Origin of the sequence: Bacillus sp. cl96 (assembly GCF_900100505.1) — a bacterium.
Classification (GTDB): Bacteria; Bacillota; Bacilli; order Bacillales; family Bacillaceae_G; genus Bacillus_A; species Bacillus_A cereus.
In genome coordinates this window covers 125,388-138,459 of record NZ_FNDM01000004.1, presented here as the reverse complement: position 1 = coordinate 138,459, position 13,072 = coordinate 125,388, and the positions used below count along the sequence as shown (strand labels likewise).

Here is a 13,072-nt window from a genome sequence, read left to right as displayed (position 1 = left end):
TGGGTAGAAAAGGAGTAGTGACATGGATAATACAAAGGTGCGTGTTGAAAACGTAACAAAAGTATTCGGGAAACATCCGCAAAGAGCCCTTTCCTTATTAAAAGAAGGAAAAAGTAAATCGGAAATTTTAAAAGAGACAGGAATGAACGTTGGGGTGAAAAAAGCAACGTTTGAAGTTTACTCTGGAGAGATTTTCGTTATTATGGGTTTGTCTGGCAGCGGGAAATCTACGCTAGTTCGTATGTTAAATCAATTGATTAAACCAACTGCAGGTCATATATACATAGATGGTGAAGACATCGCAACGATGGGAAAAGAAGAGTTACGGAGAGTAAGAAGAACGAAAATGAGTATGGTATTTCAGAAATTTGCTCTATTTCCGCATCGTACAGTTATACAAAATGTTGCATATGGTTTAGAAATACAAGGAGTTCCGGTTGAAGAGCGAGAGAAAAAAGCGTTAGAATCGCTGCAGTTAGTAGGACTCGATCATCATAAAGATAATTATCCAAGTCAACTTAGTGGTGGTATGCAGCAGCGCGTTGGAATCGCAAGGGCACTAACGAATAATCCAGATGTATTACTAATGGACGAGTCATTTAGTGCATTAGATCCACTTATTCGAAAAGAAATGCAAGATGAATTGTTAGAGTTACAAGATAAAATGGAAAAAACGATTATATTTATTACGCATGATTTAGATGAAGCGCTTCGAATTGGAGATCGTATTGCATTAATGAAAGATGGAGAAATCGTCCAAATTGGAACGCCAGAAGAAATTATGATGAGCCCCGCAAATGAATTTGTAGAAAAGTTTGTTGCGGACGTGAATTTAGGAAAAGTAATTACGGCTGAGTCTATTTTAAAACGACCAGAAACTTTATTAATTGATCGTGGACCTCGTGTGGCTCTTCAAATTATGAGGAATGCAGGCGTCTCAACTGTATATGTTGTAAACAAAAAGTATGAGTTTTTAGGTATATTAACTGCGGATGATGCGAGTAAAGCAGTACAAAAACAGTGGCCGATTGCTGATTTATTACTTAATGATATTCCGCATGTGTATTTGGATACTTTACTGGAAGAGACATATGCAAAAATGGCAGAGATGAAATATCCGTTACCAGTAATCGATGAGAAGAAAAGGCTAAGAGGAATTATTAAACGTGAAAGTGTCATTCAAGCTCTTGCAGGAAACATTGAGGAAGAGGTGAAAGACGATGAATAGTATACCACGTATTCCATTAGGGGAATGGGTCGACTCATTTGTTGCAAGTTTATATGAGCACTTTGAAGGCTTATTCCGAGGATTCTCTTATATTATTGGTGGATTCGTTGATTTACTCACTAATTTTTTAACAATAATACCTGCCATATTGATGATTATTATCTTGTGTTTCTTCATTTGGTACACAACGAGGAAATTATCTTTAGTCATTTTTACGCTTATTGGATTATTATTCATTTTGAATATTAACTACTGGGCACAAACGATGCAAACATTAGCACTCGTACTTACGTCTGTTATTATTTCAATTATTGTCGGAATTCCAATTGGTATATTAGCATCTCAAAATGAACGTTTCTCAAAATTTTTAAAACCAACATTAGATTTTATGCAAACAATGCCTGCATTCGTATACCTTATTCCAGCGATCACATTTTTCGGAGTAGGTGTAGTACCTGGAATTATTGCATCAGTAATCTTTGCAATGCCACCGACAATTCGTTTTACTGACTTAGGAATTAGACAAGTTCCAGAAGATTTAATTGAAGCAGCGAATGCATTTGGATCCACTGCATCACAAAAACTATTTAAAGTACAATTACCACTTGCAACCGGAACGATTATGGCTGGTGTGAACCAAAGTATTATGCTTTCGTTATCGATGGTTGTAACAGCGTCACTTGTAGGAGCTCCAGGACTTGGAGTTGATGTATATCGCTCTGTAACACAAGTTAATATCGGAATGGGCTTTGAAGCTGGATTAGCTATCGTAGTAATCGCAATTATATTAGACCGTATTACACAAGGGTTCCATACGAAAAGAAAATAATGACCAAAAGACACACTTTTATAATACAAAGTGTGTTTTTTATTGCATCCAGATCACATACGAACGATAACAGAACCTCCAGCTGGTGCGCAAACTTGGTTTTGTTGTTGTTCCATTGATTTGATGAATTGATTATTTTCCTCGATTAATGAGATTAATTTAGTTACTTGATTTTCAAGACTTGCGATACATTGCATCATATATTGTGAATCATGATGCAATGTATTCCTTACAGGATGGGGGGAACGATTCCAATGAGGATGCATTTGAATCGTTCCCCCTTCAATAAATTACGGATCTTTCTTATAGTAAATGCCTATATATATTTAATGGTTACTTGAAATTTTTTCATTATAAAAGGAGTATGTACAGAAAATGGAAAATATTATATATGAAGTTAAAGTGCATTTTTTGAAAAGATTCAAGCGAGATAGTGCGTATATTAATACATTTAAGTGAATGCATGTTGTTTAGGGAGAAATGATGGGAGGAGATGCAATTTTGGCTAAAAATAAAAAAAGAAATGATGCTTTGGCAATAGGTGTCGGTATAGGGGTTGTAATTGGTGTATTTCAAGGGCACTTTACAAATAATTTAGTAATCGGAATTGTGATTGGGATTATAATTGGGATTGTGTTTTTGAAGAAATAATGAGGTGTAAATTCATTTCAAAAATTGCTGTATCAAAAGAATGAAAATTCGGAATACAAAACCTGTTTTTCCTTTTTTTGTGATATTATATATGAAAAGGAAGGTGATGGACATGTCAACAAACAATCAAGTAGAACAAAACTGCTTCATTTGCAAAAAGCATAAAGGAAATATTATAGTTCCAGGTGGAGCTATTTACGAAGATGAACTCGTTTACGTTGGACATGTCCACTGGGATAGTGAAGAAACATAATTCCGCGTTATCCGAATACACCAAAAGAGTTTTGGTCACCAAGCGAGATAGCGAAATGGACTGGCGCACCATATGGTGACGCAGCGAAAATCAAAAAACTATGCGAAAGAATACGAGAGTATATGGTGAGTGAATATGCATACAAAAAATAATAGACAACATTCATGGGTTGGAAGTAGAGAAATGTGTTTAGACGAAATTTCGGTAAAGCAATATGGTGATATCGTGCTCGGTGCATATGGTGGGAATATTAGTGCCGGAGCGAAAAAGAATGAAGATGGTGCATTAGTTTGGTCAAATGGTGAGTGGGAATTTGCAGCTATATTAGATGGACATAATAGTGCAGAAAGTGTTGATTTAGTAGTAAATACAATCGAAAAAGAATATGAAAATATAAAAGTAATTTTGAATGAACCAATTAATTCAGTATTTCAGTCTGTTGAAAATCATATACTTACAATTTTTCAGTCATCTTCATTTAAGGAAAAGTGTAAAAAAATTAAAGGTGAAACAGCTTGCTTACTATGTGTAAGGAAAGAAAATTATATATGGTGGCTTTCTATCGGTGATTGTTTAGTGTATGTATTTCATGAAGAGTTACATAAGTTAGGACAATATGCATTAAATCAACGTCATTTTTACGAATGGATTGGAAATGTAAACACATTTGATTTACCTGTGCCTTGCTATTCATCAGGTATTCGTGAATTACGTACTGGAAAGAACCGAATTGTGATGGTGACAGATGGAGTATTAGAATGCGGGGAACGCCGATATGAAACACCTGTAAATTTGTATAATGCTATGAACAGAAATGATAAAACACTTAAAGAAAATATTCACAATGTTTTAGAACACGTGCATCATCAGTTGGGACGTGATAGTGCGACAATTATTAGTTGGGACGTAGAAAATAAAAGGAATGCCACGTATCCGAGTGATCAGCCGGAGAAAATGCAAGTAAGAAAATAAAAGGATAGGGTTTTCTGTCAATTATAAAAATAACTCTATTAATTTTATCGGTACTATCTATATTCGTTTTTGAAAAAATAGAAAGAAAAAGGATTAAACATCCCGAAACAAAAGGGATGGGAAATAGATTGTTGTTATACAATACATAAAACATGTCTTGATAAAACTACTACTAAAGAAGATAAAGAAAATGAATACATTATCTACATATTAAAAAATATATAATCCATTTTGTTACGAAAACATAATTAATTTAATAGGAGGGAATGCAATGGGCAACTCTACTATTTGGATTATAGTTATTATTATAATAATTGGAGGATATTTTTTAGAAAAGTTTTTAAGAAAAAAACTAAATATGCCAAAGGGCAATGCTTGGATATATAAGCATGTAAATAGTTTACATGTAAAATTAGAAATAGGTCTTTTTATCGTATATCTTATAGTAAGTTTTATTTATCTGTTCAAAGTAGAAAATGCTAATATAGGAATTGCTGTACTTACTTATTTTGGAGCAATTTCCTTATTACGCGTATGGATGGAATGGAAGTATAGCAGAGAGACAAAGGAATATATTCTTTCTATAATTGGATTCTTTGCATTTGTTTTTATGGTTTCAATGTTACTTTATTTTGATCCTCTTTCTACATACTAATGTCGTTTTGGTTTTTCATGATGAATATTTAAAAAGAGTAGCTACCATTATTTATCTTGATAGTTACTCTTTATATTTACATCTTCTTAAAGCTTCTCAAAACAAGGTATTCCCACAATTTCCAAGGAAGAATCTTCTTCGCAAAAATCATAAATTTCACACCTTTACCGATTGGATAGCGTAAATTTGTGCGCTTAGCTTCAGCAATATCAACGACTTTTTTAGCAACATCTATCGGATTACCAAATGTATCACTACCGCTATTAATATGTTTTTGTATTTTATCCATATATTCTTTGTAAGGAGATGTTGTATCAGATTGGTTTTCAGCTAGTTGTTTACCAACCTCCCATATATTTGTGTTGTAAGAACCAGGTTCAATTAAAGCGACATCTATTCCGAAAGGTTTTAATTCTAAGCGAAGCGATTCACTCCAGCCTTCTAATGCATATTTTGAAGATACATAAGGAGATAAACCAGGGAATCCAACTTGGCCGCTAATGCTGCTTATATTAATGATTTTTCCACTTCTTTGTTTTCTCATATATGGTAAAACAAGCTGGGTAATTGATATAGCTCCAAAAAGGTTCGTTTCAAATTGCTTTCGATATTCGTCTACTTGGATTTCTTCTACAAAGCCCCCATTTGCATATCCTGCATTATTTATAAGGAGATCTATTCTATTAATTTCTTTTAAAAATAATTGGAAATTATGTATAGAATTTTGATCTGTTACATCTAATTGTTGAACTTTTATATTTTGCTGTAAGTTAAGTTGAGTAACTTGGGATAGTAAGGTTCCTTGTTTTTCAAGGTTTCGCATTGTAGCGATAACTAAATAATCTTTTTTTGCGAGTTCGAGTGTAGTTAATAGTCCAAATCCACTTGAGGCTCCAGTAATTATTGCGATTTTTTTATTCATTTTTCGCCAGCTTTCTTTTTCTTTTATCATAACGAGTTATGATAAGAAAATCTATTATTCTTACATTCATTATGAAACCAATTTGTATGTAAAAAAAGGGGATTATAGGGAATCAGCGTATATAGAGTAGTGTATATTAATATGATAATGAAATGAGGGAAGAAAAATGGTCCATGTAAAAGCTGTATTAGCAGATCAGCTATTAGCGAATGCAAATGATCCCAGTTGGTATATGCCATTTTCAGATGCAGTTAAGGATTTATCTGAGAGGGAAGCTTTCTGGAAACCGAATGAAGAGAGTAATAGTATAGCTGAAATCGTACAACATTTACTGTATTGGAACTCTACGTGGCAAACTAGGTATAAAGAATCAAATGTGAATGCAGTACCCGCTATAGGAGATAATAACAAAAGTTTTATGCTCTCAGATAATCAAACTTTCGATGAATTACGGGAAAAACTACTAGAAAAACTGTTACAATGGCAAAATCTCATAAATGAAGAAAAGGTTGAAAGTGATGTAGTGGGATTTCCTGTTTCTGCAAAGTGGTGGGAAGTGCTAGCGAATGTAACAACTCATAATGCATATCATATTGGTCAAATTATTTACATCCGAAAATTACAGAAGAGCTTTGATAATGAATAAAGTAACAATTCTCTTATTAAGGGAACAAAAGTGGACAAAACGAGACAAACGTCTCATTTTGTCCACTTTTTTATTGTTAAAAGATAGAGAAAACCTATTAAAACAAGGATTAGAATTTGGCACGGTACTTGCAATATAAAAGACGAACAAGAAAATAGGAGGGCTGGACATGTTAAAAACAACTGAAAGTAAAGGGAATGAAATTACGAAAGAACAAGCTCGTTGGATGTACGAAAAAATGTTAGAGATTCGTAAGTTTGAAGATAAGGTGCATGAATTGTTCGCGCAAGGCGTTTTGCCAGGTTTCGTTCATTTATACGCAGGTGAAGAAGCGGTAGCAGTTGGTGTATGTGCCCACTTAACGGATAGTGACAATATTACAAGTACACATAGAGGTCATGGACATTGTATCGCAAAAGGTTGTGATTTAAATGGTATGATGGCTGAACTTTTCGGGAAAGCGACAGGATTATGTAAAGGTAAAGGCGGTTCCATGCATATTGCCGATTTAGATAAAGGAATGCTTGGTGCGAATGGCATTGTAGGCGGGGGTTTCCCACTTGCTTGCGGTTCAGCATTAACAGCTAAATATAAAGGAACAAAAGATGTAAGTGTTTGCTTCTTCGGTGACGGAGCAAATAATGAAGGAACATTCCATGAAGGGGTTAATTTAGCGGCGATTTGGAAGTTACCAGTTATTTTTATCGCAGAAAATAACGGTTACGGTGAAGCAACTACATTTGAATATGCTTCAAGTTGTGATTCTATCGCTGATCGCGCAAAAGCTTATAATATTCCAGGTGTTCAAGTAGATGGAAAAGATCTTCTAGCTGTATATAAAGCTGCTGCAGAAGCAGTGGAACGTGCGCGTAATGGTGATGGTCCAACAATTATTGAATGTATGACATATCGTAATTATGGTCATTTCGAAGGTGAAGCGCAAACATATAAAACATCAGAAGAAAAAGAAGAACATTTAAACGAAAAAGATGCAATTGTGAATTTCCGTAAGCATTTAATTCATGAAGGTTTATTAACAGAATCTGAACTTGTTGATATGGAAAAAGCAGTAGATGATGCAGTACAAAGATCCATTGAATTTAGTGAAAATAGTCCATACCCAGACGATGAAGAATTATTAAAAGATGTATACGTTTCTTACAAATAAGAGGAGGGTGAAAAATTATGACTAGAACAGTAAGTATGTCAACTGCAATTAATGAAGCGATGAAAATCTCAATGCGTCGTGATGAAAATGTAATTTTAATAGGTGAAGATGTTGCAGGAGGTGCACAAGTTGATCACCTGCAAGATGATGAAGCTTGGGGTGGTGTTCTTGGTGTTACGAAAGGACTTGTACAAGAGTTTGGCCGAAATCGTATATTGGATACACCAATTTCTGAAGCGGGTTATATGGGAGCTGCGATGGCAGCTGCTGCAACTGGGTTACGTCCGATAGCTGAGTTAATGTTTAATGATTTTATCGGTAGTTGTCTTGACCAAGTATTAAACCAAGGTGCGAAATTCCGTTATATGTTTGGAGGTAAAGCAAAAGTACCCGTTACAGTACGTACGATGCATGGCGCTGGTTTTAGTGCAGCAGCTCAACATTCACAAAGTTTGTACGCATTATTTACGAGCATACCAGGTATTAAAGTTGTTGTTCCTTCCACACCGTATGATGCAAAAGGCTTATTATTAGCGGCAATTGAAGATGATGATCCAGTAATCTTCTTTGAGGATAAAACACTTTACAATATGAAAGGTGAAGTGCCAGAAGGATACTATACAATTCCATTAGGAAAAGCAGATATTAAACGGGAAGGTTCTGATGTAACAATTGTCGCAATCGGAAAGCAAGTTCATACAGCGCTTGCAGCTGCAAAGCAATTATCGAAAAAGGGGCTTGAAGTAGAAGTAATTGATCCACGATCTTTATCACCACTTGATGAAGATACTATTTTATCATCTGTTGAAAAAACAAATCGTCTTATCGTCATTGACGAAGCGAATCCTAGATGTAGTATTGCAACAGATATTGCGGCAATTGTAGCGGATAAAGGTTTTGATTTGTTAGATGCACCTATTAAACGAATTACAGCACCACATACACCTGTTCCGTTCTCACCACCACTTGAAAAGTTGTATTTGCCAACACCAGAAAAAGTAATTGAAACTGTATCAGAAATGATTGGAGACCAATCTTTATTACATGTGTAATAAAACGATGAGAAGGGAGAGAGAGACATGGCTGTAGAAGTTGTAATGCCGAAGTTAGGTATGGCGATGAAAGAAGGTATTATTACGAGCTGGAATATTAAAGCAGGCGATAATGTAGCAAAAGGAGAACTAATTGCTAGTATTAATTCAGAAAAAATTGAAACGGAAATTGAAGCGCCAGCTGATGGTACGGTACTTGATATAGCTGTAAGTGAAGATGAAGGAGTGCCGCCTGGTACTGTAATTTGCTACATCGGTAAACCGAATGAAAAGGTAGAAATGCAGGAAAGCACACATGTTGTAGAAGAAAAAACATCTAATATAGAAGTACAAAATGTACAAAATCAAGAAGCAAATGGGAAAGAAGTATCGAAGCAAAGAATTAAAATTTCAAAGTCTGAAAATCTGGATATCAAGGCATTAGTTGGTACAGGTCCTGGCGGAAGGATTACAAAGGCAGATGTATTAAAAGCACTTGAGGTAAGAGGAATCGTTCCGGAAATATCTGAACAAGAAGAAAGTAACGTGATTCCTGTTACTGGTATGCGTAAAGCGATCGCAAATCGTATGCACGCAAGCTTAAAAAATAGCGCACAATTAACGTTAACGATGAAAGTAGATGTAACAGATTTAGTTGCTTTACATAAAGAAATAGCGAAAATTGTACAAAAAAGATATGATAATAAATTAACCATTACGGATTTTGTCTCGCGTGCTGCTGTATTAGCACTTGGAGAGCATAAAGAAATGAACAGCGCTTATATAGATGATGCAATTCATCAATTTGAACATGTGCATTTAGGCATGGCAGTCGCATTAGAAAAAGGGTTAATCGTTCCAGCTATTCGCTTTGCAAATAATTTATCTTTAGTAGAATTGTCTAAAGAGATTAAGAATGTGGCACAAAAGGCGCGAGCAGGTAGCTTAAGTAGTGATGATATGCACGGAACGACATTTACAATTAGTAATTTAGGTAGCTTTGGTATTGAATATTTCACACCTGTATTAAATACACCTGAGACTGGCATTTTAGGTATTGGCGCAATTGAACATGTTCCTGTATATAAAGGGAAAAAATTAAAAAAAGGTAGTATGTTACCTTTAAGTTTAACATTCGATCATCGTGTACTAGACGGTGCACCAGCAGCTGCATTTTTACGCACAATTAAACATTATTTAGAAGAACCTATAACAATTCTTTTATAAAGAGAAGGTGAGAGAATGAGTAAACTAGTTGTAATGGGAGGCGGACCAGCTGGATATGTAGCGGCAATTACCGCGGCTCAAAATGGCAAAGGTGTCACTCTTATTGATGAAGCTGAACTTGGCGGAACGTGTTTAAATGTTGGTTGTATGCCTACGAAATCACTGTTAGAAAGTGCTGAAATACATGACATTGTGAGAAAAGCGAATGATTATGGAATTACGCTTAATACAGGAAGTATATCAATTGATTGGGATCAAATACAGGCGAGAAAATCACAAATCGTAATGCAACTCGTCCAAGGAATACAATATTTAATGAAGAAAAATAAAATTAAAGTTGTAAAAGGAAAAGCGAAATTCGAAACGGATCATCGTGTGCGAGTTGTACAAGGAAATAAAGAAGAAGTAGTTGATGGAGAGAGCTTTATTATCGCATCTGGTTCCGAACCTACAGAATTACCATTCGCTCCGTTCGATGGAAAATGGATTTTAAATAGTAGCCATGCCATGTCTCTTGAGAGTGTACCATCTTCATTGTTAATCGTTGGCGGTGGTGTAATAGGATGTGAGTTTGCAAGTATTTATAGTAGACTTGGCACAAAAGTATCGATAGTTGAAATGGCACCGCAATTACTACCTGGTGAAGATGAAGATATCGCGAATATTTTAAGAGAGAAATTAGAAAAAGATGGTGTGAAAATTTTTACGGGAGCAGTTTTAAAAGGATTAAATAACTATAAGAAGCAAGCTTCATTTGAGTACGAGGGAATTACTCACGAAGTAACTCCAGAATTTGTTCTTGTTTCTGTAGGAAGAAAACCACGAGTGCAACAATTAGGATTAGAAAAGGCAGGGGTTCAGTTTTCAAATAAAGGGATTTCTGTGAATGAACATATGCAAACGAACGTATCGCATATTTACGCAGCTGGTGATGTAATCGGTGGAATTCAGCTTGCTCACGTTGCCTTTCATGAAGGAACGACAGCAGCATTACACGCAAGTGGAGAAGACGTGAAAGTAAATTATCACGCTGTGCCTCGATGTATATACACAGCTCCAGAAATAGCTAGTGTCGGGTTAAGTGAAAAAGGTGCAAGAGAACAATATGGTGATATTCTCATCGGAGAATTTCCTTTTACAGCGAACGGAAAAGCTCTTATTTTAGGAGAACAAGTAGGGAAAGTAAAAGTCATTGTGGAACCTAAATACCAAGAAATTGTAGGGATTTCTATTATCGGTCCTTATGCAACTGAACTTATTGGTCAAGGAACCGTAATGATTCATACAGAAGTTACCGCTGATATAATGAGAGATTATATTGCAGCACATCCAACTTTATCTGAGGCGATTCATGAAGCGTTAATGCAAGCGGTAGGACATGCTGTACATGCTTAAATGGAAATATGATAAACCACTATTCTCTAAACGAAAGAGAGAATAGTGGTTTGAATTTTTATAGAAGAAATTAAATATCTTATTACTATTTAATTTCAATCGCTGAAGTAATATCGTTCCAATCAGCAGCTAAATTAGCAGTTTTACCGTACCAATCAGCATGTTTAAATAAAACGCCTTTTCCATATCCTTGTGTTGAAGTGTGCTCCCAAAGTGTCGTTGAATAACTTGCAGAAGGTGACGCTGTACTTACAGAAGAAATTCTGTCATTCCAGCTAGATGGTAAGTTTTTAAAGCCGCTACTCCAGTAAATATATTGGCCACCTTTATCTTTATGTTCATAAAAATCAGTACTACCAGCACCGCTACCTAAAGGATTAATTTTATTTTTAATTGCTTTTTTATCCTTTTCAATATACGCATCTAATGTTTCACGGCTAGTAAAACCATAAGCTAGCCAATCTCCATTTTCATTTTGCTTAGGTAATACCATAGTAATTTGGATATCTTTCTTATCCTGATCACTTAATTTTGCAAAGGAATTAACATTTTGTTCATCCACTTTTAAATAATCAAATGACTTAATTGTGTTACTTTTTTCTTCAGCACTTACCGCACCTAGTCCTCCAGTTAGTGCAAAACCCGCTACTAATGTCCCTGCTACTAATTTCTTCAACATATAACCATCCCTTTTTGTTTGAATTTTTGTACAGGTGAATCTTGTACAGCTAAAATGTATTCTAATTTTATACTTTTGTAAATATTCTGAAGTTTTAGAAATAATAGGCGGAATATTTACATTTTTACATTATTTCTTTAGAAAAAATGGTTATTGGAATGATATAATAAGTGGATGTATTGCTTTTACTGGATGTAAAGATATTTTAGGAGAGGTGTCATTGAAATATTTTACAAGAGAATGGTATAAAAAAATGCAAGTTTTAGAATTTGTAAGTTTTATAGAGTCTATAAAAGAATGGTCGGAAATGGATATACAAAGTTTAAAGGAAGAAATAGAGGAAAGGAAAATAGATTTATTAAAATTCCTTCCTGAATCGATATACTCAATTATACAAAACATCACAATTAATTCAGAATATCCATCAGGTGAACTGAAAAAACGTATGCAAGAGTGGACAACAGATTATGAGAAAAGAATGGCACAATTAGATCAATCATACGTAGAATATTTTAATTCCATTGAGAAAAAACTTCCGTCAAATGTCGCTCAGTTACACAAGACATCACTACACGATAGTGTAATTAAAGTAATAAAGAGAGAATCAGAAGATACTTTGTCTATCGTATTAGATTGCAGTGGTACTTTTAGTGAATTTGATAAACTTGAAGTAACCTTTATAGGAGTAACAAATTGTTCTATGCTGGAAAACTTTGAAAATGCTTGGTGGTTATATCATGAAATAGCTCTTACTGAAGATGGTTTTGAACTAGGTGTTTTATTTGACTGTCCATTTAGAGAAGTGACGATTTGTGCGACAGATGTATTACTTGTGAATAAATAATTTTTTATGGAGCATTACAAACGTTTGACATAATAAAAAAATAAAGTTATTGTAGATACATGAAGTCTACAATAGGGGCTGTACTATGAAATATTCTAAAGCTACAAATTATGCTCTTCATACAATACTTTTTCTGGCAAAGGCTACACCAAATAAGTTAGTTAGTGTTCACCAATTAGCAGAAATGCAAAATGTTTCACCAACGTACTTGTCTAAAATACTAACTAAGTTGACGAAGGAAGGGATGATACATTCATCATCTGGTCCAAAGGGCGGTTACTCGCTTAGTAAGAATTGGGAAGATATTTCATTTTTAGATATTATACATGCAATTGAAGGTAAAACATCATTGTTTGAATGTTGTTTACATGACAAACCGGGATGTTTAATTAATGAAGTAATGCTTGCAGCAGAAGAGAAAATGGAAGAAGAGTTACGAAATCAAAAAATCGTAGATCTTGCGAAAAAAATAAAAGTGGATTTTTAATCTGCTTTTATTTTTAAATTAATTAAGGATAAAAAGACTCTTTGATATCTTTAATTGTAGTTAGAAAATGATATGAAGAAGGAGA

General features: G+C 34.6%; 16 protein-coding genes and 1 pseudogene. 14 read left to right on the top strand and 3 right to left on the bottom strand.

All coding sequences use genetic code 11. The annotated features are described in order from the left end of the window. The first annotated feature begins 22 nt into the window (after positions 1-22). Positions 23-1,228: a quaternary amine ABC transporter ATP-binding protein gene (locus tag BLT20_RS10895; protein ID WP_000370606.1), complete on the top strand. Its 1,206-nt coding sequence runs from the start codon at positions 23-25 to the stop codon at positions 1,226-1,228. After that, complete coding sequence (locus BLT20_RS10890; RefSeq protein WP_001084759.1) at positions 1,221-2,057, top strand: ABC transporter permease; 837 nt, start codon at positions 1,221-1,223, stop codon at positions 2,055-2,057. Before BLT20_RS10895 ends, BLT20_RS10890 begins: the two co-directional genes overlap by 8 nt. A 53-nt stretch (positions 2,058-2,110) precedes the next feature. On the opposite strand, the gene BLT20_RS10885 is transcribed toward BLT20_RS10890, so the two are convergent. After that, a complete protein-coding gene (locus tag BLT20_RS10885) occupies positions 2,111-2,323 on the bottom strand; it encodes a hypothetical protein (RefSeq protein WP_000553350.1) in 213 nt (70 codons plus the stop codon). A gap of 217 nt (positions 2,324-2,540) precedes the next feature. Here BLT20_RS10885 and BLT20_RS10875 point away from each other — a divergent pair, with 217 nt between their 5' ends. The 4 genes and pseudogenes from BLT20_RS10875 to BLT20_RS10860 all read left to right on the top strand — a co-directional run bounded on the left by BLT20_RS10875 (position 2,541) and on the right by BLT20_RS10860 (position 4,588). Beyond that, the gene (locus tag BLT20_RS10875) at positions 2,541-2,708 is read left to right on the top strand and encodes a glycine zipper domain-containing protein (protein WP_000508403.1); all 168 of its coding nucleotides are present in this window, start codon (positions 2,541-2,543) and stop codon (positions 2,706-2,708) included. A gap of 91 nt (positions 2,709-2,799) precedes the next feature. Next, positions 2,800-3,113, top strand: a pseudogene (locus BLT20_RS10870) (hypothetical protein). Further along, positions 3,097-3,933 carry a PP2C family serine/threonine-protein phosphatase gene (locus BLT20_RS10865; RefSeq protein ID WP_000556966.1) on the top strand — a complete coding sequence of 279 codons (837 nt, stop codon included), beginning with the start codon at positions 3,097-3,099 and terminating at the stop codon, positions 3,931-3,933. The pseudogene BLT20_RS10870 and the gene BLT20_RS10865 overlap by 17 nt, the downstream one beginning before the upstream one ends. A 271-nt stretch (positions 3,934-4,204) precedes the next feature. Beyond that, positions 4,205-4,588 (top strand): DUF4181 domain-containing protein, encoded by a 384-nt coding sequence (locus BLT20_RS10860; protein ID WP_000528446.1) that lies wholly within the window; start codon positions 4,205-4,207, stop codon positions 4,586-4,588. A gap of 76 nt (positions 4,589-4,664) precedes the next feature. Here BLT20_RS10860 and BLT20_RS10855 read toward each other — a convergent pair whose 3' ends face one another. Next, the gene (locus BLT20_RS10855; RefSeq protein WP_001034797.1) at positions 4,665-5,510 is read right to left on the bottom strand and encodes an oxidoreductase; all 846 of its coding nucleotides are present in this window, start codon (positions 5,508-5,510) and stop codon (positions 4,665-4,667) included. 166 nt (positions 5,511-5,676) lie between these two features. Here BLT20_RS10855 and BLT20_RS10850 point away from each other — a divergent pair, with 166 nt between their 5' ends. The 6 genes from BLT20_RS10850 to lpdA are packed head-to-tail and all read left to right on the top strand — an operon-like array spanning position 5,677 to position 10,977. After that, positions 5,677-6,156 (top strand): DinB family protein, encoded by a 480-nt coding sequence (locus tag BLT20_RS10850; RefSeq protein ID WP_000233778.1) that lies wholly within the window; start codon positions 5,677-5,679, stop codon positions 6,154-6,156. After that, positions 6,149-6,295 (top strand): hypothetical protein, encoded by a 147-nt coding sequence (locus tag BLT20_RS30555; protein ID WP_001045414.1) that lies wholly within the window; start codon positions 6,149-6,151, stop codon positions 6,293-6,295. Before BLT20_RS10850 ends, BLT20_RS30555 begins: the two co-directional genes overlap by 8 nt. Before the next feature lie 30 nt (positions 6,296-6,325). Further along, a complete protein-coding gene (gene acoA / locus BLT20_RS10845) occupies positions 6,326-7,324 on the top strand; it encodes an acetoin:2,6-dichlorophenolindophenol oxidoreductase subunit alpha (protein ID WP_000921269.1) in 999 nt (332 codons plus the stop codon). Positions 7,325-7,341: 17 nt separating this feature from the next. Beyond that, positions 7,342-8,376 (top strand): acetoin:2,6-dichlorophenolindophenol oxidoreductase subunit beta, encoded by a 1,035-nt coding sequence (gene acoB, locus BLT20_RS10840; protein WP_000198898.1) that lies wholly within the window; start codon positions 7,342-7,344, stop codon positions 8,374-8,376. A 27-nt stretch (positions 8,377-8,403) separates the two neighbouring features. Then, complete coding sequence (locus BLT20_RS10835; RefSeq protein WP_073339187.1) at positions 8,404-9,582, top strand: dihydrolipoamide acetyltransferase family protein; 1,179 nt, start codon at positions 8,404-8,406, stop codon at positions 9,580-9,582. A gap of 15 nt (positions 9,583-9,597) precedes the next feature. Then, positions 9,598-10,977 (top strand): dihydrolipoyl dehydrogenase, encoded by a 1,380-nt coding sequence (gene lpdA / locus BLT20_RS10830; protein WP_000041230.1) that lies wholly within the window; start codon positions 9,598-9,600, stop codon positions 10,975-10,977. Between the two features lie 85 nt (positions 10,978-11,062). On the opposite strand, the gene BLT20_RS10825 is transcribed toward lpdA, so the two are convergent. Then, a complete protein-coding gene (locus BLT20_RS10825) occupies positions 11,063-11,656 on the bottom strand; it encodes a hypothetical protein (protein ID WP_000914438.1) in 594 nt (197 codons plus the stop codon). Between the two features lie 220 nt (positions 11,657-11,876). Here BLT20_RS10825 and BLT20_RS10820 point away from each other — a divergent pair, with 220 nt between their 5' ends. Together BLT20_RS10820 and BLT20_RS10815 are read left to right on the top strand one after the other, a co-directional pair. Then, the gene (locus BLT20_RS10820) at positions 11,877-12,500 is read left to right on the top strand and encodes a DUF4085 domain-containing protein (RefSeq protein WP_000873452.1); all 624 of its coding nucleotides are present in this window, start codon (positions 11,877-11,879) and stop codon (positions 12,498-12,500) included. Positions 12,501-12,585: 85 nt separating this feature from the next. Then, on the top strand, positions 12,586-12,987 hold the full coding sequence (locus BLT20_RS10815; RefSeq protein ID WP_000877642.1) for an Rrf2 family transcriptional regulator: 402 nt from the start codon (positions 12,586-12,588) through the stop codon (positions 12,985-12,987). The last annotated feature ends 85 nt before the right edge of the window (positions 12,988-13,072 follow it).

What these genes read in the sequence shown, in the direction of transcription:
- BLT20_RS30555 (WP_001045414.1), top strand. Translation starts at nt 6,149, where the DNA reads ATGAATAAAGTAACAATTCTCTTATTAAGGGAACAAAAGTGGACAAAA.
- BLT20_RS10815 (WP_000877642.1), top strand. Translation starts at nt 12,586, where the DNA reads ATGAAATATTCTAAAGCTACAAATTATGCTCTTCATACAATACTTTTT.
- acoB (WP_000198898.1), top strand. Translation starts at nt 7,342, where the DNA reads ATGACTAGAACAGTAAGTATGTCAACTGCAATTAATGAAGCGATGAAA.
- BLT20_RS10850 (WP_000233778.1), top strand. Translation starts at nt 5,677, where the DNA reads ATGGTCCATGTAAAAGCTGTATTAGCAGATCAGCTATTAGCGAATGCA.
- BLT20_RS10855 (WP_001034797.1), bottom strand. Translation starts at nt 5,510, where the DNA reads ATGAATAAAAAAATCGCAATAATTACTGGAGCCTCAAGTGGATTTGGA.
- BLT20_RS10860 (WP_000528446.1), top strand. Translation starts at nt 4,205, where the DNA reads ATGGGCAACTCTACTATTTGGATTATAGTTATTATTATAATAATTGGA.
- BLT20_RS10835 (WP_073339187.1), top strand. Translation starts at nt 8,404, where the DNA reads ATGGCTGTAGAAGTTGTAATGCCGAAGTTAGGTATGGCGATGAAAGAA.
- lpdA (WP_000041230.1), top strand. Translation starts at nt 9,598, where the DNA reads ATGAGTAAACTAGTTGTAATGGGAGGCGGACCAGCTGGATATGTAGCG.
- BLT20_RS10825 (WP_000914438.1), bottom strand. Translation starts at nt 11,656, where the DNA reads ATGTTGAAGAAATTAGTAGCAGGGACATTAGTAGCGGGTTTTGCACTA.
- BLT20_RS10885 (WP_000553350.1), bottom strand. Translation starts at nt 2,323, where the DNA reads ATGCATCCTCATTGGAATCGTTCCCCCCATCCTGTAAGGAATACATTG.
- acoA (WP_000921269.1), top strand. Translation starts at nt 6,326, where the DNA reads ATGTTAAAAACAACTGAAAGTAAAGGGAATGAAATTACGAAAGAACAA.
- BLT20_RS10865 (WP_000556966.1), top strand. Translation starts at nt 3,097, where the DNA reads ATGCATACAAAAAATAATAGACAACATTCATGGGTTGGAAGTAGAGAA.
- BLT20_RS10875 (WP_000508403.1), top strand. Translation starts at nt 2,541, where the DNA reads ATGGGAGGAGATGCAATTTTGGCTAAAAATAAAAAAAGAAATGATGCT.
- BLT20_RS10890 (WP_001084759.1), top strand. Translation starts at nt 1,221, where the DNA reads ATGAATAGTATACCACGTATTCCATTAGGGGAATGGGTCGACTCATTT.
- BLT20_RS10895 (WP_000370606.1), top strand. Translation starts at nt 23, where the DNA reads ATGGATAATACAAAGGTGCGTGTTGAAAACGTAACAAAAGTATTCGGG.